The sequence below is a fragment of the Schauerella aestuarii genome, assembly GCF_009866805.1.
Classification (GTDB): Bacteria; Pseudomonadota; Gammaproteobacteria; order Burkholderiales; family Burkholderiaceae_B; genus Schauerella; species Schauerella aestuarii.
On sequence record NZ_SIZW01000040.1, the window covers coordinates 616,335 to 637,782 of the forward strand.

Sequence of the window (21,448 nt, forward strand, 5' to 3'; positions counted from 1 at the left end):
ATCAATTGAGGAAACGCCATGTCTACCGTCGTGACGCGCAGCCATCTGGACTGGCTCGAAGCCGAAGCGATTTTCATCTTGCGCGAAGTGGCTGCCGAATGTGAAAAGCCGGCTCTGCTGTTTTCGGGCGGCAAGGATTCGTGCGTGCTGCTCAAGCTCGCCGAAAAAGCTTTCCGCCCGGGACGGTTTCCGTTTCCGTTGATGCACATCGATACCGGCCATAACTTTCCTGAGGTGATCGCCTTTCGCGATGCCTACGTGGCACAGTTGGGCGAGCGCCTGATCGTGCGCAGTGTGGAAGATTCGATCGCCCGTGGCAGTGTGGTGTTGCGCGGTGAAAACGATTCCCGCAATGCCGCGCAAGCCGTCACCTTGCTCGAAGCGATCGAAGAGCACGGCTTTGACGCGTGCATCGGCGGCGCGCGACGCGACGAGGAAAAGGCGCGCGCGAAAGAACGCATCTTTTCCTTCCGCGACGCGTTCGGTCAATGGGATCCGAAAGCACAGCGGCCCGAATTGTGGAATCTGTTCAATACCCGCGTGCATCGCGGCGAGAACATGCGCGTATTTCCGATTTCCAATTGGACTGAGCTCGACGTGTGGCAGTACATCCAGCGCGAGCAGATCGCGCTGCCGCCGATCTACTACACCCATCAACGCGAGGTCGTGCGCCGCCGCGGTCTGCTGGTGCCGGTGACGCCGATCACCCCGCCGGCCGAAGGCGAGACGGTCGAGTCCGTGGCCGTTCGCTTCCGTACCGTGGGCGATATTTCCTGCACATGCCCGGTGGCGTCCGATGCGGCAGACCCGCTGGCCATCATTGCCGAGACGGCCCTCACCACGATCACCGAGCGCGGCGCCACGCGCATGGATGACCAGACTTCCGAGGCGTCGATGGAACGCCGCAAGAAGGAAGGCTACTTTTAAGTGTCACAGCAAGGACAAGTCATGAACGCAATCAACGACGCGTTTTTATCCGGGGCCGATTCGAGCGTGCTGCGACTGATTACCGCAGGCTCGGTCGACGATGGTAAATCGACCTTGATCGGTCGTCTGCTGTTCGACAGCAAAGGGGTGTTTGCGGATCAGCTCGATGCCATTTCGCGCGCCAAGCATCAACGCGTGGCCGCCGGCACACTCGATCTGTCGTTGCTTACCGATGGGCTGGAAGCCGAGCGGGAGCAGGGCATCACGATCGATGTGGCGTACCGCTATTTTGCAACACCGCAGCGCAAATTCATCATCGCCGATGCGCCGGGTCACGAGCAATACACGCGCAATATGGTGACGGGCGCGTCCACGGCCGACATCGCACTGATCCTCATCGACGCCACCCGCGCATCCGACGGGACGTTGCTCACGCAAACCAAACGCCACAGCACGATCGCAAAATTGCTGGGTCTGCGCCACATCGTGGTTGCGGTCAACAAGATGGATCTGGTCGATTGGGACGAAGCCATATTCGAGCGCATTCGTTCGGCCTATACGGAGCTGGCACGCCGACTCGATATCGCCCATTTCGACATCCTGCCGTTGTCCGCCTTGAGCGGCGATAACGTCGTGACCGCGTCGGATAACACCCCGTGGTATGACGGGCCGCCCTTGCTCACATTGCTCGAAGGGTTGGATGTGTCGCGTGATCCGCACGACACGCCGTTGCGGTTCCCCGTACAGTGGGTGGCCCGTCATGGGGGCGATCGCATCGACGATTTTCGCGGCTATGCCGGGCGCCTCGCCAGTGGCGTGCTGCGGGTGGGTGACGACGTGCTGGTACAGCCTGCCGGCACCCCGGCGCGCGTGACAGCCATATCGATCGGCGAGCAGTCGCTGTCGACGGCGGTGGCGGGCGATGCGGTGACGGTGGTGCTGGATCGCGACGTGGACGTGTCGCGCGGGGATGTGCTGGTGCACGCCGACGCGCCGGCGCGGGTCGATCGCCAGTTCGAAGCCGAGCTGTGCTGGCTCGACAATCGGCCCCTCAATCTGTCCCGCAAGTACTTGCTCAAGCACGGCACCCGGCTCACCTCAGCCCGCGTACAAGCGGTGCATACGCGCCGTGATGTGCACGAACTGCAGTCGGTGCCCAGTGCCGAGCCGCTCGGCATGAACGACATCGGACGGGTAACGTTGCAGACCCGCGAATCGCTAGCCGTGGATGGTTATGCGGATGTGCCCGCCAATGGCGCGTTCATTCTGATCGATGAGGCCACGCATCAAACGGCAGCCGCAGGAATGTTGCTGTAGGGCCAATAGGATCGACGCGACCGATTGATTGCATCGGGCCGGGCAAGCCCGGCTTGCAGCGCGACCGGATGTGATCTAAAACGGAAAAAGGCGCTTGCCAAAACTACTGTATGTTTGTACAGTACTTCCATGGCACGCACCGAACACTCCGTTTTAGCCGGTCTTGGGTCCCCGGCAACCGCCCCCACCGCGATACGCGGTCGGGGAGCGGTTACTAATGTTGCGCACCGCTTTCAAAGCGATGCGCGCGAGGGGGATAACGACGTCGATGCGTACGATCTCGGTCACGAGAATACGCCACCTCCATTACGCACGCAGGTCATTCGCGAACAAGCGCGCAAGTTGTTGTCGCGCAACGATTCGCCCGATATTCCGTTCGATCAGGCTGTCAACCCGTATCGCGGTTGCGAGCATGGTTGCGTGTACTGCTATGCCCGGCCCACGCATGCCTATCTGGGCTATTCGCCCGGGCTGGATTTCGAGACCAAGCTGATCGTCAAGGAAAATGCCGTCGACGCGCTGCGGGCAGAATTGGCGCGCCCGGGCTATCGGATGTCGCCCATCAACGTGGGATCGGCCACCGATGTGTATCAGCCGATCGAGCGCGAATGGCGCCTCACGCGCGGCATCCTTCAATTGCTTTCCGATACGGGCCATCCGCTCACGCTGGTCACCAAGAATGCATTGGTCGAACGCGACATCGATATCCTCAAGTCGATGGCCGAGCGCAATCTTGTTGCCGTGTACGTCAGCGTTACCTCTATGGATGCGGAAGTGTCGCGCACCATGGAGCCGCGTGCCTCCGCTCCCTGGCGCCGGCTGCAGGCTGTGCGCACGCTGAGCGACGCAGGTATTCCGGTGGGCGTACTCGTCGCCCCAGTGGTGCCCTTCATCAACGACGCCGAAGTCGAACATATTCTCGAAGCCGCTGCCGAAGCCGGTGCGTACTACGCCAACTACACGGTTGTGCGCCTGCCGTGGGAAGTGAAAGAGGTTTTTGAGACCTGGTTGCGCACACATTTTCCCGACCGCGCCGATCGCGTGCTGCATCGAATCGAAGACCTGCGTGGCGGCAAGCGCAACGATCCCCGCTTCGGCACGCGTATGAAAGGCGAGGGCGTGTGGTCCGATTTGTTGCGGCAACGGTTCGATGTGGCGGTTCGCCGTCATAAGCTCAACCGTACTCGCCTGGCGCTGGATACAACGCAGTTCGTGCCGCCCGTGGTGTCGTCTGCACAGTCGTTGGCGCAGTTCTCTGCGCTGCCTAACGGTGCGAATGCCACCAGCATCGGGCATGTTGCACCGGTCACGTTTATCCGTTCGCGCCGATTACCGGGGCCGCAAGCGGCGGCATCGCAAGCCCCTGCGCCCGTTAGTCAGTTGGCGTTGTTTGATTAAAGCCCGTGGTCGCGGCAATTACGCCCGTCCACCCGATTTCATTTGTTCTTTTTTCAGGAATTCGTCATGCACAAGACCTTGCAGAAGCTGGCCCCCCGCGGACGTTGGCCCTTCGTTTCCAACGAGGTGCATTTGATGCACACCGGCGCACTCGAAGCATTGGTGCCGTCACCGGTACCCGCGCCGTTATCGGTCCGCCCTTCCGTGCAGGCCGCCCCGAGCGTGGCTGTGATGAAGGCCATTGATCGCAACTCGATCGCAGGTGTGGGGATTCATGGTGCGATGGCCCAGCCGGTCACCCGTGCGCGGATGATCAAGGACGTGATGCTGGTCGCCGGCTGGGGTGCGGTCATCCCCGGCGTTATGTGGATCGGCAGCGCGGTTGGATATTGATTTTCGGCACTGCACGCGCTGGCCTGTCATTTGGACCCTGTGCACGCGATGCAATACCGAAGCTGCACCATGCGAGAATGTGGCACCCAGGCAGGGCCTCGCCTGAGCTTCGTGCGAGGCCCTGCCTTGCGGGGGTGTGGCGCTAGATCGTTGCCACCGAGCCCGAGTCGACGCGATAGTTGCTGCCGTTCACGAAGCTGGCGCGTTCTGAGCACAAGAATGCAATCACAGCCGCAACTTCTTCGGGCTTGCCGCGGCGCTTGAGCTCCATGAACGGACGCTCTTCATCCAGGAAGCTCTTGATCGCTTCTTCGAAGCTCACGCCTTTTTCCTTGGCGCGCTTTTCCATCATGGCGTCGGTCATCGGGGTGTGGATGTACGCGGGCGAGCATGCATTGACCAAGATGCCCTCCTTCGCATAGGTTTTCGACAATCCCTTCACCAAGCTCAGTACGCCCGCCTTGGCAGCGCAATACGGCAGTTCATCCACGTAAGGCTGCACGGCGTCTTCCGACGCGGTCAGCACGATACGGCCCCAACCGGTGGGCCGCATGTCGTTGATGAAGGCCCGCACGAGACGCACTGCCGACATCAAATCCACTTCCAGCGTCTTCATCCAACCGGCATCGTCGATCTCGTGAAAGAATCCGGTCGCGCCCGTGATGCCTGCAGCATTGATCAGGATCTGTGGCACACCGACCGCGTCGAGCACTTTGGTGCGCAACGCCGCCACGTCGGCAGGTTTGGTCAGGTCGGCGGCAAATGCGTGCACCTTGCCATTCAATTTGGCGGCGGACTTGTCCAGTTCTGCCTGATCCAGATCGCTGATGACAACGGTGACGCCTTCGGCCAAGAGATGTTCTGCGGTGCTGAATCCAATGCCGGAATCCGCGCCGGTAATCAAGGCCACCCGGCCCTTAATGCCTAAATCCATTCTGCTCTCCTAGTGTTGCCCTGCACAAACCGGGACGGTTGGTCCAGGGCGGCTGTATGGATAAGCGATAAGCAAATAGGGTGCCGTTATGCCGCTCCATGGGAGTGGCAGTCTGCGATGTCTGATGCGGCGCTGCGGTAGTAAGATCGACAGCAAGGCCGACCGGGCGGGCTTCGCGCGATGCGATCCGCCGCGCCGCATGGCACCTACATCGGAGTACTGAACCTTGAAATACCGCAAACTTGGCCGCACCGATCTTGACGTCAGTCTTATTGGTTTGGGCACCATGACGTGGGGCGAGCAAAATACCGAAGCCGAAGCACACGAGCAGCTGGATTTCGCGTTGGCCCAGGGGGTGACGCTGGTGGATGCCGCCGAGATGTACCCCGTTCCACCCAAACCCGAAACGCAAGGTCTGACCGAGCAATACATCGGGACGTGGCTTGCGAAAACCAAGCGCCGCAACGATATCGTATTGGCGAGCAAAGTAGCCGGTCCGGTTCGCGATCCGAAGCGGCCTGGGCACATCCGTGACGGCAAGACTTTCCTGGATCGCAAGAATCTTACGGCTGCACTCGATGCGAGCCTGAAGCGCCTGCAGACGGATTATCTGGATCTGTACCAGTTGCATTGGCCTGACCGCACCACGGCTACCTTCGGGCAGTTGTCCTATCCGTGGGTAAAGGATGAATCCACCACCGCGATCGGCGAAACCTTGAGCGTGCTGCAAGACTTCGTACGCGACGGCAAGGTGCGCCACATTGGCGTCTCCAACGAAACGCCGTGGGGGGTGGGGCAATTTCTGAAGCATGCCGAGGTCGACGGCTTGCCGCGGATTGCCTCGATTCAAAACCCCTATAGCCTCCTGAATCGGGTGTACGAAATCGGCTTGTCCGAATTCACCCATCACGAAGGCGTTGGGTTGCTCGCGTACTCGCCGTTGGCGATGGGCATGCTCTCCGGAAAGTATCTGGACGGCGCGCGGCCGGCCAATGCGCGCTTGAGCATCTTCACGCGCTTTACGCGCTACAGCAATCCGCAGGCTGAGGCCGCCACCGCCGAGTACGTCAAACTCGCGCGCGAGCATGGCATCTCGCCCACGCATCTCGCCTTGGCGTGGGTGAACGCGCAGCCGTTCGTGACGAGCAACTTGATCGGGGCCACCACGATCGCACAATTGAAGGAGGATATCGAAAGCGTCGACGTTGAATTGAGCGCCGAGATCCTGACGGCCATCGATGCCATCCACAAGAAGTATCCCAACCCGGCCCCGTAAGGCAGGGCGCACCCCCGGGTGCATATAAGGTCGACGCCCTCAGCCGGCTGGGCAGCGCGCTTTCTCAAGCGCTGCCCAGCAGCACGACACCGGCGACGATGGCCAGGCAGCCCAGCAGGCGGCCAATGCCGACGGTTTCGCGCAGCAGGATCATGCCTGCGAAGGTGCCCAACATCATCGACATTTCACGCGCCGGTGCCACCAGGCTGAGCGGCGCGCCCATGCGCAGGGCATACAGCACAAGGATGTAGCCCAGCGGCGAAAGAAAGCCTACGGCGATCGCCAATCCCCAATATCCGCGCATCGATTCCCAATTGCTGCGGCGGCGCTTCAGCATGTGCGGGGTAAACATCACGGTGCGCGTCAATACGGTCAGCCAGTCGAAAAGGACCGGCATGATCAACAGCACCTTCACGCCGTAGGCATCCACCACCGTGTAAACCGCGATGAAGGCGCCGATGATCAACCCCCAGCGCACGCCGATCCATGCCTGCGGTTGCGTGAATATCGTGAGCCGGCCCTGCGTGGCGATCAGCAGTACACCACTCACCACGCACAGCATGCCGCCCAGGCCGGCCGCCGAGGTGGGTTCGCCGAGCAAGGTAACGGCGCCGATCGTCGACAGTAATGGCCCGGTGCCGCGCGCGATGGGATAGACCACCGACAGATCGGCCACTTGATAGCCGCGCTGCAGGCACAGGCTGTAGCCCAGGTGCAGACCGGCGGAAATCACGATGCACGCCAGCACGGGCAGCGTCCATTGCATGCCGTCGTGAAACATCGACCATAGCGCCCAGGGCGCATAGATTACCGTTGCCGCCAGACCGTAGGCGTAAACAAAAGCGGGGCCGACCTTGGCTGCGCGTTTGGCAAGCAGGTTCCAGGTGGCGTGCGCCACGGCAGCCAGAATGACAAGGAGCAGGGCAGTGTGGGACATGGCAGGTCAGGCCACTGGACGAGCAGGCAATCGCCTAGGGACAGCAGGCCGCAGCGTAGAGCAAGCGATCCAGCCTATCCAGGCATCAGTACAGTCCAGAGAAGGCGCGATCCACCGCAGAGTGGGAGCAAGCCAGCCCGAAGGTCGCGCAGGCCGCGGCGGATCGAAACGCCCCTGTCGCTTAGGCTGAATGATTGGCTCTCCCCCAGTGTGGGTAAAACGCAGCAGTCCGATCAGGTAAGGCACGACGTAAGTTGTTGTTTTAATGTAGAATGCTGGGTTTGCCAAAACTCATCCTCTGCGCGCGACGATAAATCGGCCGGTGTGTCGGGTCAGGCGTCGATCCTAGTGATCGGTCGCGCTTGCCTGATATGCCATTTGAGATGCGGGATTAGCCCCGCACCTCGATACATAAGGCCAATGTGACGTCCCGATTCGCTTGACGATAAACATGGCGGCACAACCGGGATCGGCTTCGGTCGATCTGGTGGTGGCACCAGTGAATTGTCATCGAAATGTCACGAAGCAGCAGCTTAAAACAAATGATCCGTCATTGCTTTAGGCGGCCAACGCCCGGCATAGCGTTGTTCACGAGTCGCGCAGTACGATGAATCAGGAGTTCTTAATGAACCTTATCGCTACCCTCGAACAAGAAGAGATCACCCGGCTGCTCGCCGCGAAAAACATCGACGCCATGCCCGAATTCGCCCCCGGCGATACGGTTGTCGTCAGCGTCAACGTCGTCGAAGGCACGCGTAAGCGTGTGCAGGCGTTCGAAGGCGTCGTTATCGCCCGTCGCAACCGTGGTCTGAACTCGGCCTTCATCGTGCGCAAGATTTCGTCGGGTGAAGCCGTCGAGCGTACGTTCCAACTGTACTCGCCGCAGATCGCCACGATCGAAGTGAAGCGCCGTGGTGACGTTCGCCGCGCCAAGCTTTACTACCTGCGTTCGCGTTCGGGCAAGTCGGCACGTATCAAGGAAAAGCTCGTCAGCAAGAAGGTTGCTTCGGCAGCATAATTGCGGCAAGGCTAGGTCCCGGATTGCATGCCGTGCCGGGGGCGAATGCCCCATCATTTCGGCAGGGATGCAAATCCGGGTTAAAAAGGCACCTCGACAGGTGCCTTTTTTTATTCGCATGCATTTACATGTCTGACCCCACATCCGCGCCGCCGATGCGACGGATTCCAGTAGGTCCCGGCTTCGATCCCGCCGATCAGCCGTGGGTCACGGCCGACGACGGATTGACTCCCGTACCCGCCTGGGCGCTCACCCCCGAGGCGCTGCGGCGCATGCTGGCCTCGGCCGCGCCTTGGGCGATGGCGTTGCCGGTCGATAACGATCGCCGCTATCCCGGCCGCGAAGGCAAGCCCCTGAAGGCGGCGGTGCTCGTGCCGATGGTGATGCATCCCGACGGCATCCGGGTGGTGCTCACGCAGCGCACCTCGCATTTACGCGAGCACGCGGGGCAAATCAGTTTTCCGGGTGGCCGTATCGAGGACGACGATGCCAGTCCGGTGGCTGCCGCACTGCGCGAAGCATTTGAAGAAACGGGCCTGGCTGCCGATCGGGTGGAGGTGCTCGGCTCGATGCACGATTACGTGACCGCAACCGGGTTCTCGATCACGCCTGTGGTCGGCCTCGTCGCACCCGGCGCGGCATTGCAGGCCGAGCCGTTCGAGGTGGAAGAGATCTTCGAAGTGCCGCTGTCCTTCCTGATGAATCCGGCCAATCACCGGTTGCACCATGTGGAGTTGCCGGATGGCGCCACGCGCAACTATTACGGCATGATGTGGCAGAAATTCTTCATCTGGGGCGCGACGGCGGGCATGCTGCGCAACCTGTATCACTTGCTGAGCATGGCCGCGGCGGACGATTCCGCCGCCAGCGATTGATCCCGGCTGGGCAGTCGATGTCGCGGCGCGATGCTGCGAGGCATCCCGGGCACGAATGCTGTCTGCGCTATGCCGCAATGCATCCCTGAGACAACGCCGTCGGCGCGATGCCGCGATGCATCTCCGGCGGCAACGCTGACGGATGACCCTTTCGCCGGCGCCTAGTAGCGATCCTTCGCTGCCGCCTGTTCATCCAGGATCCGCAGATAAAGGGCATGCCGCTCCGGGTGCACCCGGCCTTCGGCCATCGCCGTGAGCACGCCGCAGCCCGGCTCATGCCGGTGCGAGCAGTTATAGAACCGACACTGCTCGATGTACTGACCGAACTCCGGAAACCCGCGCACGATATCTTCGCCGGTCAGGTGCTGCAGGCCAAAGGCCTGAAATCCTGGGGAATCGATCAGATCGCCTGCGCCATCGGGCAGATGATAAAGGCGGGTGCTGGTGGTGGTGTGCTTGCCCATGTCCAGTGCCAGCGAGTGCTCGCGCGTGGGCGCCTTCGCATCGGGGATCAAGCCATTGAGCACGGTCGATTTGCCCATGCCGCTCTGGCCGAGCAGCAAACTGGTCTTGGCTTTCAGATAAGGCAGCAATTTCTCTCGGGTCGCCGCTGTATCCTGGGCCGAGATCTCGACGATAGGCACCCCGAGATCGGCCACCTTGGCCAGGCGCTTGCGCGCGGCATCCAGGCCGTCGAGCAAGTCGACTTTGTTGAGCACGATGATCGGTGTGAGATCGGCACTCCAGGCACCGGCCAGGGCGCGGCCCACCAGATCGTCTGAAAACGTGGGGGCGACGGCGACAACGATCAACAACTGGTCGACGTTCGCGGCGAATTGTTTGGTGCGCAATTCGTCCGAGCGATACAGCAGGTTGCGCCGGGGCAGGATGGCGTCGATGGCGCCTTCATCCTGGCCTTGCAGACTGACGGTGACCTCATCGCCCACCGCTGCGCCTGCTTTCTTGCCGCGCGGGAAGCATTTGCGCAAGGCCCCGTCGGCAAACTCGACGGTGTAGTGGCGGCCATGGGCCGCGATGATTCTGCCTTGCTCGAGCCGGCTCATGAGTGCGTCATGCGGTGGGTCCGCCAAAAGAAAAAGAAAATGCCATGGGACACAGCCTATGCAGGGGTGGCGTTCAGGTGCCGGATGCGCACGGCGGCCGGCGGATGGCTATCGTAAAACGCCGAATGCACCGGGTCGGGCGTAAGCGTGGCCGCATTGTCGTCGTACAGCTTGATCAGGGCGGAGGTGAGCCGATCGGCGGAGCTCTGATCGCGCGCGTAGGCATCGGCCTCGAACTCGGCGCGGCGCGAATACCAGCTCGACAGCGGTGTAAACAGGAAGGTGAATACCGGCACGACCAGGAAGAACAGGATCAGCGCCATGGCATCGTTGCGCCCGCCCAGTTGCGGCACCACGCCCAGCCCTTCGTAAAACGCGGGCTGCTGTGCCAACCATCCCAGAAGCGCGAAGAAACCCAGCGCCAGGGCAAAGCTGATGACGATCCGCTTGACGATGTGGCGGCGGGCAAAATGGCCCAGTTCGTGCGCGAGCACCGCTTCGATTTCGTCCGCGTTCAGTCGGGCCAGCAGCGTATCGAAGAAGACGATCCGGCGCGCCCGGCCGAAGCCGGTGAAGTAGGCGTTGCCGTGGGCCGAGCGCTTGGAGCCGTCCATCACGAACAAGCCGTTGAGCGAGAAGCCGCAGCGCGTGGCGAGCGTTTTGATGCGGTCGGCCAGAGCGGGATCGTCCAGCGGCTTGAAGCTATTGAACAGCGGGGCGATCACCGACGGATACAGCACGAGGATCAGCATGTTGAAGGCCGTCCACACGCCCCAGGCCCAGAGCCACCAGAACGGCCCGGCAGCGGCCATCAGCCACAGCACCACGGCCGCCAGCGGCAAGCCCAGTGCCACGCCCACCAGGGCGCCTTTGATGGCGTCCGAGATGAAAAGGCGGGGCGTCATGCGATTGAAGCCAAAGCGCGCCTCGAGCTTGAATTGCCGCCAAAGCGTGAAGGGCAGGCCGATCACGGCCAGCAGGCCCACGACGGCGCCGATGAACAGGAGCTGGCGCAGGAAGTCGTGGCTGGTGAGGCCCGCCACGAAAGTGTCGATCGCCTGCAGGCCGCCCAGCAAGGTGAGCCCAACAAGCACCGCGGCATCGAACACGCGTTCGATCATCGTGAGCTTGGCGCGCGCGACGGTGTAGTCGGCTGCGCGCTGATGCGAATGCAGGCCGATCCGGGCCGCAAACTCCGGGGGAACCTCATCGCGGTGGCGGGCCACGTGACGAATCTGCCGCGAGGCCAGCCAAAGCCGGACTGCAACGTCGGTGAGCAGCAGCGCAATAAACAGCAATGTGAGCATAAAGGGCGTGGCGCAGACGAGGCTGTGCGAAAATCCAGCGTTTTAGAGGCAAAGCAAATTATATGGCTGCGAACGAAAATCGCCTGATCTGGCTCGACATGGAAATGACCGGGCTGGACCCGGAAAAGGAACGCATCATCGAGGTGGCGGTGGTGGTGACCGAACCCGATCTCACCGTGGTGGCGGAAGGGCCCGTGATCGTCGTACACCAGTCGAACGAACTGCTGGATGCCATGGACCATTGGAACACATCCACGCATGGCCGCAGCGGCCTGACCGAGAAGGTGCGCGCGTCGACGATCGACGAGGCACAGGCCGAGGCCACGTTGATCGCGTTCCTGGCGCAACACGTGCCGGCCGGCAAGTCGCCGATGTGCGGCAATACGATCGGCCAGGATCGTCGTTTCATGGTGCGCTACATGCCCAAGCTGGAAGAATTCTTCCACTATCGCAATCTGGACGTAAGCACGCTGAAGGAACTGGCGCGCCGCTGGCGTCCGGACGTGTACAAGGGTTTCGACAAGAAGAGCCGGCACGAAGCGCTGGCCGATATTTATGAGTCGATCGACGAACTCAAGTACTACCGCGAGCACTTCCTCAAGGTCTGACCAAACATACCGGGGCGGTTACGTCCCAGTGTGTTGGCATCCGCAGGCAAGGCGTTGTCACATCGCCACGCGCTGGCTCCTGCCGCCATGCGCCTTGCGTACGCCGTGCGGGGGCACCCACCAAAGTGAGTTGCCGAGGCACTAAGCGCTGACGCCCGTCGCCTCGGTGATGCCGGCGATCTGCCGGCCGCCAAACCGCGTCGATTGCTGCGCCGGGCGCGAGGCGGCCGCTGCCGGCCCGATCAGCGCGTCCAGATGGGCCTCCGAGGCGTCGAAAAGGCGCCAGTACAGTGCGCCGCATACTGCACGTGCTGCATGGCCGGGCCAGTCTGCCGGCAGCATCGGCTGCGGCAGGCGTGGGTCGTGCAACACGATTCGCCGCCAGTGGTGCAGCGCCAGCATCCGCAGGATGAACGCCTGCTCCGGGTCCAGTGGCGCGACTGTTTCCTCGTCGAGGTGTTTGACCAACGGCGCGAACTGGCGCGAAAACTGTCGATACTGCTCAGCCACGTCGGCCAGGTTCCAGCATTGCGGCGCAATTTGCGCGATCGGCAGGCCGCCCGCACCGGCCAGATCCTGCGCCGACAGCACCAGTGCCTTATCGGGAATCCCCAGCTCGTCCAGAATGCGATGCGCGGCACCCGCTTCGGTCTGCGGATGCGCAAAGAGCCCTGGGGCGATCATTCCGAATCCTTCCCATTCGAGCTCACGGCGAAGCTCACCGCGCTCGGCCAGGCCGTTATTGCCATTGCGCGGTAGCGCGACCAAGGTCCAATTGCCGTCCCACTCCAGCGCCGGCCCATCGTAGATCCGCGTGGATGCCCGCTGGGTGGTGCGCTCGCCAAGGGCCGAGAGCCGGTACAGGCTGCGCCGGCCATGTCTTTCCGACGTCAACCACCCTTGCGCCACCAGCCGGAAGACGCTGGTGCGCAGCAGGCGCTCGTTGATCCCAAGCGGCGTGAAGAGCGTGATCAGATCGCTCAGCCAGACTTCCCCGCCGCGCGGTGCCAGGGCATCGCCAAGAAACGTCACGCACAGCGACTTGGCGCGGGGCGGGTCGCTTTTCAAAAGACGAACGATGTGGCGCGAAAGCGGGGCGGGCGGTGGGGCCATAAGCCTGTGATGAAAAGGAAAATGAGCAGGTCTCGATATGATACAGAAATTGAATGCGATACAGAAATACGTTTGACAGACGTTTTTTTGTATTAAATAATCGATGCATGGATGGCGCACATCCGACGGCAGTGCGAACCCGGGTTTTTCCGAGGATTCGCCAAGTCGGTCGGCAATCGAGGCGCCCGGATTCGAGGAGACTTTCGACATGTACGCACAACTGGTGGAAACCGGCGTCAAGCAGGTTCGCAGTGCCGACGAGTTGCAAGGCGAAGAGCAGGCGTTTCAGCGCCGCATCGACGATGGTGTTCGCATCGAGGCGAAAGACTGGATGCCCGAGGCGTACCGCAAAACGTTGGTGCGCCAGATCTCGCAGCATGCGCATTCGGAAATCGTGGGCATGCTTCCCGAGGGCAACTGGATCACGCGCGCGCCGTCGCTCAAGCGCAAAGCCATTTTGCTGGCCAAGGTGCAGGACGAGGCGGGCCACGGGCTTTACCTCTACAGTGCGGCCGAAACGCTGGGCGTTTCGCGCGATCAATTGGTCGACGATCTGCACGCGGGCCGCGCCAAGTATTCGAGCATCTTCAATTACCCCACGCTCACCTGGGCCGACATCGGCATGATCGGCTGGTTGGTCGATGGATCCGCCATCATCAATCAGATCCCGTTGTGCCGCTGTTCGTATGGTCCATATGCACGCGCGATGGTGCGGGTCTGTAAGGAAGAGTCCTTTCACCAGCGGCAGGGTTATGACCTGTTGATCGAGATGTGCCGCAACGGCACGCCCGAGCAGAAGGCGATGTGCCAGGAAGCATTCAATCGTTGGTGGTGGCCCGCATTGATGATGTTCGGTCCGCCCGACGCCGATTCGCCCAATAGCGCGCAATCGATGCAATGGAAGATCAAGCTTTTTTCCAATGACGAATTGCGCCAGAAGATGGTCGATCAAACCGTGCCGCAAGCCGATTATCTCGGCCTGACCGTGCCGGATCCCGATCTCAAATACAACGAAGAAACGAAGCACTACGAATTCGGCGAGATCGACTGGAGCGAGTTCTATTCGGTGCTCAAGGGTCATGGACCCTGCAACCGCGAGCGCCTGGCCGCGCGGGTGAGCGCGCACGAAGAGGGCGCCTGGGTGCGCGACGCTTTGGCCGCCTACGGTGAAAAACAGCAACATCGCGAAGCCGCTTGAGCGGCTCGTCACGAGGACGACAATCATGAGCAGCAAGGAATGGCCTCTGTGGGAGGTCTTTATCCGCAGCCAGCACGGCCTGGCCCATAAACATGTGGGCAGCCTGCACGCGACCGATGCCGAAATGGCCATCAATCATGCGCGCGACGTGTATACGCGCCGCAACGAGGGTTTGAGTATCTGGGTCGTGCGCGCCGCCGATATCGTGGCGAGCAGCCCATCGGACAAGGATCCCTTGTTCGAACCCGCCAACAGCAAGGTGTACCGGCATCCGACGTTTTTTCCGATGCCTGACGAAATCAAGCACATGTGAGCGGGGGCGACATGAAGGACAACGCATTGTTCGAATTTGCCCTGCGCATGGGTGACACGACCTTGGTGCTGTCGCAGCGCCTGTCGGCGTGGTGCGGTCACGGCCCGATCCTGGAAGAAGACCTCGCGCTCACCAATACCGCACTGGATCTGCTCGGCCAGGCGCGTCTCTGGTTGAGTCTTGCCGGCGAGGTGGAAGGTGCGGGGCGGGATGAAGACGCGCTGGCTTACTTGCGCGATGCACCGGCCTTTCGCAATCCGCTGCTGGTCGAACGCCCCAACGGCAACTATGCCGATACGATGGGCCGACAGTTTTTGTTCGACGTGTGGCATTACTTCCTGCTGCGCGAATTGAGTGCGTCGCCCGACGAGCGTGTGGCCGGCATCGCCGCCAAGTCGCTCAAGGAAGTGACGTACCACGTACGCCGTTCGTCTGACATGGTGGTGCGCCTGGGCGACGGTACGCCCGAGAGCCATACCAAGATGCAGGCGGCGATCGACAATCTCTGGCCTTACACGAACGAACTTTTCCAGGACGACGCGCTCGATGCTGCGGCCTGCGAGGCAGGTGTGGGATGCCATCTGGGCGGGCTGCGCGAGGCCTGGATGACGCAGGTGCGCGAAGTACTGGAAGAAGCCACGCTGACGGTACCCGATCCCGATTTTCCCGACTACGCGGCGTACACCGGCGGCCGGCAAGGGCGCCATACCGAAGCCTTGGGCTATCTGTTGGCCGAGATGCAAACCTTGCCGCGCACCTATCCGGGGGCGAAATGGTAAACGCGATCGTGCAGGCTGAATCCAAGCAACTGATGCAGTGGTTGGGCGAGGTGCCCGATCCCGAGATTCCCGTGCTCTCCATCGTCGATCTGGGCATCGTGCGCGATGTGCAGTGGCGTGACGACACCTGCGTCGTCACGATCACGCCCACGTATTCGGGCTGCCCCGCGATGCGCGAGATTACCGAAGATATCCGCACGGTGCTCGCGCGCTACGGCGTGGATGACGTCGAAGTCGTGACCCAGCTCGCACCGGCGTGGACCACCGACTGGATGACCGAACGTGGCCGCACGGCATTGGGTGCCTACGGCATTGCCGCACCCACGCAACGCGCGATCGATATCTCCGGCATCAGCCGCCGCGTCGATGCGCCCGTGGTGGCCTGTCCGTTATGCGGTTCGCGCAATACCCGCATGCTCAGTGCGTTCGGCTCCACAGCCTGCAAGGCGCTGTATCGCTGCGGGGATTGCCGCGAACCATTCGATTACTTCAAAGCGCACTGAGTGCGCCCGCAATCATGACGGCATTTCATTCCTTGAAAGTTCTGGACGTGGCGCGCAATACGCGTGACGCGGTGGTAGTGACGTTTGCGCTCCCGGACGACTTGCGCGACGCGTTCGCGTTTCGTCCGGGCCAATATCTCACGCTGCAGAAAGAGGTCGAGGGCGAATCGTTGCGCCGCTCCTATTCGATCTGCTCGGCGCCCAACGACGGCGTATTGCGCGTGGCGATCAAGCGTGTGGACGATGGCGCGTTTTCAAGCTGGGCCAACCGCGCACTCGCGGCCGGTGAGCAGATCGATGTGATGGCGCCCGCCGGCAACTTCACGGCCGAGTTCGCCCCGGACCGCAAGCGTCACTATGTGGCGTTCGCCGTGGGCAGCGGTATCACGCCGATTTTCTCGCTGGTCAAGACGGCGCTCACGATCGAGCCGGAAAGCCGGTTTACGTTGTTCTTCGGCAATCGCGCGTCGTCGTCGGTGCTGTTTCGCGAAGAGATCGAAGATCTCAAGAACCGCTACATGCAGCGCTTGTCGCTCGTGTACATCATGAGCCGCGAAACGCAGGATATCGAACTCTTCAACGGGCGGCTCGACGGCGCCAAGGTAAACGAGCTGCTGACGACCTGGCTGCGCGACGACCACATCGACGATGTGTTCGTCTGCGGACCGCAGACCATGACCGAGGATGTGGTGGCGGCATTGCAGGCGCGCGGTATCCCCAAGACGCAGATTCGCTTTGAGTTGTTCGGTGCGCCGAAAGGGCCGCGTGCGATGCGCACCGGTCACGACATGGCCGATGCGCCGGGCCGTGGCGATTGCGATGTGACGGTGATTCAAGACGGGCGCAGCCGCCAGTTTTTCATCAAGAAAAATAAGGACAGCGTGCTCGACTCCGCCCTGGCGCAGGGGATCGAGTTGCCGTATTCGTGTAAGGGCGGGGTGTGTTCGACCTGCCGTTGCAAAGTGATTGAAGGCGAAGTGGATATGGACGCCAATTTCGCGCTCGAAGACTACGAAGTCGCCCGCGGGTTTGTGCTCAGTTGCCAGAGTTATCCGGTAAGCGACAAGCTCGTGATCGACTTCGATCAAGAAACATAAATTAGGAGAGATGCGTGTCCCAAGATTTGTTTGCTCGTCATCAGGCCGTTCTGGAAAAAGCCGTCGAAGCGGCTGCCGCACGCGGTTACTGGAGTCCGTTTTCCGAGTCGCCCAGCCCGCGCAATTATGGTGAGGGTGCCGCCGAGGCCGGTCAAAAGGCATTCGAGGATGCACGCGGCAAGCCATTTCCCCTGGAACTCGCCGATGCCTTCGATACGGTGGGTGGCGAATCCTCGCCGTTCGGCGGCGAGCTGGGCATTACCTACCCGCGCTTGTCGGCCGATGCCCTTGTTGCCGCCTCCACCCGCGCATTGGCCAACTGGCGCCGCGCCGGTCCCAAGGTTTGGGTCGGCGTCTGCCTGGAAATTCTGCACCGCCTGAATCGCGAGAGCTTTCAGATCGCGCATGCCGTGCAGCACACGACCGGTCAGGGCTTCATGATGGCGTTTCAGGCCGGAGGCCCGCACGCCCAGGACCGGGGTTTGGAAGCGGTGACGTATGCCTGGCAGGAAATGGCGCGCATCCCCGGTGTGGTCACCTGGGAAAAGCCGCAGGGCAAGAACGATCCGATCCGCATGGAAAAGCGGTTTACCGTGGTGCCGCGCGGCATCGCGCTGGTGATCGGTTGCTCCACCTTCCCCACCTGGAACAGCTATCCAGGCATGTTTGCAAGTCTGGCCACAGGCAATACGGTGATCGTCAAGCCGCATCCCGGCGCGATTCTGCCGCTTGCGATCACGGTCAAGATTGCCCGCGACGTGTTGACCGAAGCCGGATTCGATCCCGACACCGTGCTCCTGGCCGCGCATGAGGCGGGCGACGCCCTGGCCGGCGAATTGGCCACGCGCCCCGAAGTGAAGATCATCGATTTCACGGGCAGCACCGCCAATGGCAACTGGCTCGAACAGCATGCCACGCAGGCCCAGGTCTATACCGAAAAGGCCGGCGTGAATCAGGTCATCATCGACTCCACCGACGACATCAAGGGCGTGGCGCGCAACCTCGGCTTTTCGTTGGCCTTGTACTCGGGCCAGATGTGCACCGCGCCGCAGAATATCTACGTGCCGCGCGACGGCATCGATACCGCCGAAGGGAAGATGAGCTTCGACGACGTGGTGGCCGCAATCGGCACGGCTGTCGAGAAGTTGAGCGGCGATGCGGCGCGCGCGGTCGAACTCACCGGCGCCATTCAAAACGAGCAGACGGCGGCGCGTATCGACGAGGCCCGCGCGTTGGGTTTGCCGATCGTGGCCGACAGCAAAACGCTCACCCATCCGCAGTTTCCGGATGCCCGCGTGCGCACGCCGCTCGTGCTGCGTGCCGAGGCCGACAATCCCGCGATCGCGCACGAATGGTTCGGCCCCATCAGCTTTGTGGTCGCAACCGATTCCACCACCCACAGCGTCGCGTTGGCGCAGCGCCTGATCAATGAGGCCGGCGCGTTGTCGTTCTCGGCCTACACCACCAGCGACGCGGTGGCGGCGCAAGTGCAGGATGCCGCCGAAGAAGCGGGCGTGTCGTGGTCGTTAAATCTGACGGGCCCGGTGTTTGTCAATCAAACGGCAGCGTTCAGCGACTTCCATGGCACGGGCGCCAATCCGGCCGCCAACGCAGCGCTCTCCGACAGCGCTTACGTGGCCAACCGCTTCCGTGTGGTGCAGGCCCGCCGCCACGTATAAAACGCAATCGAACAACAAAAACAGGAGACAGCGATGACGTACCAGGATATTCAGTTCGATCTGACCGATGGCATTGCGCGGCTGACCCTCAACCGTCCCGACAAGCTCAACAGCTTTACGGGACGGATGCACGGAGAGGTGGCTGACGCGCTCACACGCGTTGAAACCGAAGGCGCTCGCGTGCTCGTGATCACGGGTGCGGGCCGCGGCTTTTGCGCCGGCCAGGATCTGAGCGAGCGCCAGATGGCGCCGGGCGGCGAGCCGCCCGATCTGGGCGCCACGGTCGACAAGTACTACGCGCCCCTCGTGCGGCGCCTGAACGCGCTGCCGTTGCCGGTGGTGGTGGGCGTCAATGGCGTCGCGGCCGGTGCGGGCGCCAACCTGGCCCTGGCCGGCGATATCGTGATTGCCAAGGCGTCGGCCAACTTCATTCAGTCCTTTTGCAAGCTCGGGCTGATTCCCGACACCGCCGGCACCTATTCGTTGCCCCGTCTGGTGGGGCGCGCCCGCGCACTGGGCTTGGCCATGCTGGGCGACAAGCTCTCGGCACAGCAGGCGCAGGACTGGGGGCTGATCTGGCAATGCGTGCCCGACGACGCGTTTGAAACGCGCTTGAATGAGCTCGCCGCGCATTTTTCGCGCGCGCCCACTCGTGGACTCGCCGAAACCAAGCGCCTCATGCTGGCGAGTCTGGGCAACGATCTGGATACCCAGCTCGATCTCGAACGCGACACCATGCGCGAACTGGGCCGCAGCGCCGACTATGCCGAGGGTGTGAACGCCTTCCTGGGCAAGCGCGACGCCGTGTTCAAGGGAGCCTGACCATGGCGCTCGATTCGAATCGCGATGACGCACCCACCGATCCGCAGGCGCTGGCCGAGGCCGTCGGCAAAACGATGTTTGCCGCAGATACCGCCTCGCAGGGTCTGGGCTTGTCGCTGGACGAGATCGGTCCGGGCCGGGCCGTGATGACCATGACGGTGCGCGACGATATGCTCAACGGTCACCTCACGTGTCATGGCGGGTATCTTTTCGCCCTGGCCGACAGTGCGTTCGCCTTCGCTTGCAATGCGCGCAATGTGAGCACGGTGGCGTCCGGCGGCAGTATCGACTTCGTGGCGCCGGCCTTCGCCGGCGACCGCTTGAAAGCCAGTGCCCAGGAGCAATCGTTGGCGGGCCGCACCGGCCTGTACGACACCACCGTGACGAATCAGGACGGCAAGACCATCGCTTTCTTCCGCGGCCGGTCTTATCGCATCAAGGGACAAATCGTCGGCGAGCCGCCGGCGCAGTGATATCGCAGCGTGCGGCGCAGAGATGCCGCACGTCGCAGACGGAGACAAGACATGTTGGACACCACAATGAGCAAGCCCGGCCTGGATGCGATCGAGCATGCGAGCCGCGACGAGATCGAAGCGCTGCAACTCAAACGGCTGAAATGGACGCTGGCGCATGCGTACGACAACGTGCCGCATTACAAGGCTGCATTCGATGCCGCCGGCGTACATCCGAGCGATCTGAAGCAACTGTCGGATATCAGCAAATTTCCGTTCACCACCAAGGCGGATCTGCGCAACAACTATCCCTACGGCATGTTTGCCGTGCCGCGCGAGCAGATCTCCCGCATTCATGCGTCGAGCGGCACGACCGGCAAGCCGACAGTCGTGGGGTATACGAAAGGCGATCTGGATAACTGGGCCAATCTGGTCGCCCGGTCGATTCGCGCCGGGGGTGGGCGTGCGGGCGACATCGTGCATGTCGCCTATGGCTACGGACTTTTCACCGGCGGCTTGGGCGCGCATTATGGTGCCGAACGCTTGGGGTGCACCGTCATTCCGATGTCTGGTGGCCAGACTGAAAAGCAGGTGCAGCTGATTGCGGATTTCAAGCCCGACATCATCATGGTCACCCCGTCCTACTTCTGCAACATCCTCGAAGAAATGAAACGCCAGGGGCACGAACCGCGCGAAAGCTCGCTGCGCCTGGGCATCTTCGGCGCCGAACCATGGACCGGCCAGATGCGTGCGGATATCGAGTCGCATGCGGGCATCGATGCGGTCGATATTTATGGCTTGTCCGAGGTGATGGGCCCGGGTGTGGCGAGCGAATGCGTGGAAACGAAGGACGGCCCTGTCATTTGGGAAGATCACTTCTATGCCGAGATCGTCGATCCCATCACCGGGCAACCGGTGCCCGATGGCGAAAAAGGCGAGCTCGTGTTCACCTCGCTTACCAAGGAAGCGCTGCCGATCATCCGCTATCGCACGCGCGATCTCACCGAATTGCTCGCGCCCACTTCGCGCAGCATGCGCCGCATGGGCAAGATCACCGGTCGCAGCGACGACATGCTGATCGTGCGCGGCGTGAATCTGTTTCCCACGCAGGTGGAAGAGCTGGTGCTGAAGATCGAATCGTTGGCGCCGCACTATCAACTGGTTCTGGACCGCCAGGGTAATCTGGACGAGCTGGACATCCTGACCGAGATTCGCCCTGAGTTCACGCACCTGTCGGAAACCGAACGCCGCGCGGTCGGCACCGAGCTGCAGTTGGCCATCAAGGCCTATATCGGCGTGACGGCACGTGTGCATGTGTCGGAAAGCGGTCAGATCGAACGCACGCTCACTGGCAAGGCGCGGCGCGTGATCGACAAGCGTCCGCGCGCGTGATGGGTGAACGTCCTCGGGCGTGATGGAAAAAACTCTAAACGCGTCG

Annotated in this window: 22 protein-coding genes; 17 read left to right on the plus strand and 5 right to left on the minus strand. The window is 62.0% G+C overall.

Annotated elements, in window-relative coordinates; all coding sequences use genetic code 11:
• Positions 1-18: 18 nt before the first annotated feature.
• The 4 genes from cysD to EYW45_RS24310 all read left to right on the plus strand — a co-directional run bounded on the left by cysD (position 19) and on the right by EYW45_RS24310 (position 4,035).
• Positions 19-927, plus strand: a complete 909-nt coding sequence (cysD, locus tag EYW45_RS09700; protein ID WP_161135144.1) for a sulfate adenylyltransferase subunit CysD — start codon at positions 19-21, stop codon at positions 925-927.
• Between the two features lie 21 nt (positions 928-948).
• Positions 949-2,244, plus strand: coding sequence for a sulfate adenylyltransferase subunit 1 (locus tag EYW45_RS09705; RefSeq protein ID WP_161135145.1), 1,296 nt, complete (start codon positions 949-951; stop codon positions 2,242-2,244).
• Positions 2,245-2,373: 129 nt separating this feature from the next.
• Entirely contained in the window at positions 2,374-3,642 is a 1,269-nt protein-coding gene (locus EYW45_RS09710) for a PA0069 family radical SAM protein (RefSeq protein ID WP_161135146.1), read from the plus strand.
• A gap of 66 nt (positions 3,643-3,708) precedes the next feature.
• Entirely contained in the window at positions 3,709-4,035 is a 327-nt protein-coding gene (locus tag EYW45_RS24310; protein WP_202444686.1) for a hypothetical protein, read from the plus strand.
• Between the two features lie 142 nt (positions 4,036-4,177).
• Here the strand turns inward: EYW45_RS24310 and EYW45_RS09715 are convergent, their stop codons facing one another.
• A complete protein-coding gene (locus EYW45_RS09715) occupies positions 4,178-4,969 on the minus strand; it encodes an SDR family NAD(P)-dependent oxidoreductase (protein WP_161135147.1) in 792 nt (263 codons plus the stop codon).
• Between the two features lie 226 nt (positions 4,970-5,195).
• Between EYW45_RS09715 and EYW45_RS09720 the strand changes: the two genes are divergently transcribed.
• A complete protein-coding gene (locus tag EYW45_RS09720; protein WP_161135148.1) occupies positions 5,196-6,245 on the plus strand; it encodes an NADP(H)-dependent aldo-keto reductase in 1,050 nt (349 codons plus the stop codon).
• A 64-nt stretch (positions 6,246-6,309) separates the two neighbouring features.
• On the opposite strand, the gene EYW45_RS09725 is transcribed toward EYW45_RS09720, so the two are convergent.
• The gene (locus EYW45_RS09725) at positions 6,310-7,182 is read right to left on the minus strand and encodes a DMT family transporter (RefSeq protein WP_161135149.1); all 873 of its coding nucleotides are present in this window, start codon (positions 7,180-7,182) and stop codon (positions 6,310-6,312) included.
• A gap of 625 nt (positions 7,183-7,807) precedes the next feature.
• Between EYW45_RS09725 and rplS the strand changes: the two genes are divergently transcribed.
• Positions 7,808-8,200: a 50S ribosomal protein L19 gene (gene rplS, locus EYW45_RS09730; protein WP_161135150.1), complete on the plus strand. Its 393-nt coding sequence runs from the start codon at positions 7,808-7,810 to the stop codon at positions 8,198-8,200.
• A gap of 128 nt (positions 8,201-8,328) precedes the next feature.
• Positions 8,329-9,075 (plus strand): CoA pyrophosphatase, encoded by a 747-nt coding sequence (locus EYW45_RS09735; RefSeq protein ID WP_161135151.1) that lies wholly within the window; start codon positions 8,329-8,331, stop codon positions 9,073-9,075.
• A 161-nt stretch (positions 9,076-9,236) separates the two neighbouring features.
• On the opposite strand, the gene rsgA is transcribed toward EYW45_RS09735, so the two are convergent.
• Positions 9,237-10,139 carry a ribosome small subunit-dependent GTPase A gene (rsgA, locus tag EYW45_RS09740; RefSeq protein ID WP_161135152.1) on the minus strand — a complete coding sequence of 301 codons (903 nt, stop codon included), beginning with the start codon at positions 10,137-10,139 and terminating at the stop codon, positions 9,237-9,239.
• A gap of 56 nt (positions 10,140-10,195) precedes the next feature.
• Positions 10,196-11,446: a M48 family metallopeptidase gene (locus tag EYW45_RS09745; protein ID WP_161135153.1), complete on the minus strand. Its 1,251-nt coding sequence runs from the start codon at positions 11,444-11,446 to the stop codon at positions 10,196-10,198.
• Between the two features lie 62 nt (positions 11,447-11,508).
• On the opposite strand from EYW45_RS09745, the gene orn reads away from it, so the two are divergent.
• Positions 11,509-12,054 carry an oligoribonuclease gene (gene orn, locus EYW45_RS09750; protein ID WP_161135154.1) on the plus strand — a complete coding sequence of 182 codons (546 nt, stop codon included), beginning with the start codon at positions 11,509-11,511 and terminating at the stop codon, positions 12,052-12,054.
• 141 nt (positions 12,055-12,195) lie between these two features.
• Here orn and paaX read toward each other — a convergent pair whose 3' ends face one another.
• A complete protein-coding gene (paaX, locus tag EYW45_RS09755) occupies positions 12,196-13,167 on the minus strand; it encodes a phenylacetic acid degradation operon negative regulatory protein PaaX (protein ID WP_161135155.1) in 972 nt (323 codons plus the stop codon).
• Positions 13,168-13,375: 208 nt separating this feature from the next.
• Between paaX and paaA the strand changes: the two genes are divergently transcribed.
• The 9 genes from paaA to paaK are packed head-to-tail and all read left to right on the plus strand — an operon-like array spanning position 13,376 to position 21,402.
• Entirely contained in the window at positions 13,376-14,365 is a 990-nt protein-coding gene (gene paaA / locus EYW45_RS09760) for a 1,2-phenylacetyl-CoA epoxidase subunit PaaA (RefSeq protein WP_161135156.1), read from the plus strand.
• A gap of 25 nt (positions 14,366-14,390) precedes the next feature.
• On the plus strand, positions 14,391-14,678 hold the full coding sequence (gene paaB, locus EYW45_RS09765) for a 1,2-phenylacetyl-CoA epoxidase subunit PaaB (protein ID WP_161135157.1): 288 nt from the start codon (positions 14,391-14,393) through the stop codon (positions 14,676-14,678).
• An 11-nt stretch (positions 14,679-14,689) separates the two neighbouring features.
• Positions 14,690-15,457: a 1,2-phenylacetyl-CoA epoxidase subunit PaaC gene (paaC, locus tag EYW45_RS09770; RefSeq protein ID WP_161135158.1), complete on the plus strand. Its 768-nt coding sequence runs from the start codon at positions 14,690-14,692 to the stop codon at positions 15,455-15,457.
• Positions 15,451-15,960 (plus strand): 1,2-phenylacetyl-CoA epoxidase subunit PaaD, encoded by a 510-nt coding sequence (paaD, locus tag EYW45_RS09775; protein WP_161135159.1) that lies wholly within the window; start codon positions 15,451-15,453, stop codon positions 15,958-15,960. The genes paaC and paaD overlap by 7 nt, the downstream gene beginning before the upstream one ends.
• 14 nt (positions 15,961-15,974) lie before the next feature.
• Entirely contained in the window at positions 15,975-17,057 is a 1,083-nt protein-coding gene (gene paaE, locus EYW45_RS09780; protein WP_161135160.1) for a 1,2-phenylacetyl-CoA epoxidase subunit PaaE, read from the plus strand.
• Positions 17,058-17,071: 14 nt separating this feature from the next.
• Positions 17,072-18,736: a phenylacetic acid degradation protein PaaN gene (paaN, locus tag EYW45_RS09785; protein ID WP_161135161.1), complete on the plus strand. Its 1,665-nt coding sequence runs from the start codon at positions 17,072-17,074 to the stop codon at positions 18,734-18,736.
• A 33-nt stretch (positions 18,737-18,769) separates the two neighbouring features.
• Entirely contained in the window at positions 18,770-19,558 is a 789-nt protein-coding gene (gene paaG, locus EYW45_RS09790) for a 2-(1,2-epoxy-1,2-dihydrophenyl)acetyl-CoA isomerase PaaG (protein ID WP_161135162.1), read from the plus strand.
• A gap of 2 nt (positions 19,559-19,560) precedes the next feature.
• On the plus strand, positions 19,561-20,031 hold the full coding sequence (gene paaI / locus EYW45_RS09795) for a hydroxyphenylacetyl-CoA thioesterase PaaI (RefSeq protein ID WP_161135163.1): 471 nt from the start codon (positions 19,561-19,563) through the stop codon (positions 20,029-20,031).
• 54 nt (positions 20,032-20,085) lie between these two features.
• Positions 20,086-21,402 carry a phenylacetate--CoA ligase PaaK gene (gene paaK / locus EYW45_RS09800; RefSeq protein WP_161135423.1) on the plus strand — a complete coding sequence of 439 codons (1,317 nt, stop codon included), beginning with the start codon at positions 20,086-20,088 and terminating at the stop codon, positions 21,400-21,402.
• The last annotated feature ends 46 nt before the right edge of the window (positions 21,403-21,448 follow it).

Coding starts and splice junctions, on each gene's coding strand:
- paaD (WP_161135159.1), top strand. CDS start 15,451: ATGGTAAACGCGATCGTGCAGGCTGAATCCAAGCAACTGATGCAGTGG.
- EYW45_RS09745 (WP_161135153.1), bottom strand. CDS start 11,446: ATGCTCACATTGCTGTTTATTGCGCTGCTGCTCACCGACGTTGCAGTC.
- paaX (WP_161135155.1), bottom strand. CDS start 13,167: ATGGCCCCACCGCCCGCCCCGCTTTCGCGCCACATCGTTCGTCTTTTG.
- paaI (WP_161135163.1), top strand. CDS start 19,561: ATGGCGCTCGATTCGAATCGCGATGACGCACCCACCGATCCGCAGGCG.
- paaG (WP_161135162.1), top strand. CDS start 18,770: ATGACGTACCAGGATATTCAGTTCGATCTGACCGATGGCATTGCGCGG.
- paaC (WP_161135158.1), top strand. CDS start 14,690: ATGAAGGACAACGCATTGTTCGAATTTGCCCTGCGCATGGGTGACACG.
- orn (WP_161135154.1), top strand. CDS start 11,509: ATGGCTGCGAACGAAAATCGCCTGATCTGGCTCGACATGGAAATGACC.
- EYW45_RS09725 (WP_161135149.1), bottom strand. CDS start 7,182: ATGTCCCACACTGCCCTGCTCCTTGTCATTCTGGCTGCCGTGGCGCAC.
- EYW45_RS09710 (WP_161135146.1), top strand. CDS start 2,374: ATGGCACGCACCGAACACTCCGTTTTAGCCGGTCTTGGGTCCCCGGCA.
- EYW45_RS09735 (WP_161135151.1), top strand. CDS start 8,329: ATGTCTGACCCCACATCCGCGCCGCCGATGCGACGGATTCCAGTAGGT.
- paaA (WP_161135156.1), top strand. CDS start 13,376: ATGTACGCACAACTGGTGGAAACCGGCGTCAAGCAGGTTCGCAGTGCC.
- paaE (WP_161135160.1), top strand. CDS start 15,975: ATGACGGCATTTCATTCCTTGAAAGTTCTGGACGTGGCGCGCAATACG.
- EYW45_RS09705 (WP_161135145.1), top strand. CDS start 949: ATGAACGCAATCAACGACGCGTTTTTATCCGGGGCCGATTCGAGCGTG.
- EYW45_RS24310 (WP_202444686.1), top strand. CDS start 3,709: ATGCACAAGACCTTGCAGAAGCTGGCCCCCCGCGGACGTTGGCCCTTC.
- rplS (WP_161135150.1), top strand. CDS start 7,808: ATGAACCTTATCGCTACCCTCGAACAAGAAGAGATCACCCGGCTGCTC.
- paaB (WP_161135157.1), top strand. CDS start 14,391: ATGAGCAGCAAGGAATGGCCTCTGTGGGAGGTCTTTATCCGCAGCCAG.
- cysD (WP_161135144.1), top strand. CDS start 19: ATGTCTACCGTCGTGACGCGCAGCCATCTGGACTGGCTCGAAGCCGAA.
- rsgA (WP_161135152.1), bottom strand. CDS start 10,139: ATGAGCCGGCTCGAGCAAGGCAGAATCATCGCGGCCCATGGCCGCCAC.
- EYW45_RS09715 (WP_161135147.1), bottom strand. CDS start 4,969: ATGGATTTAGGCATTAAGGGCCGGGTGGCCTTGATTACCGGCGCGGAT.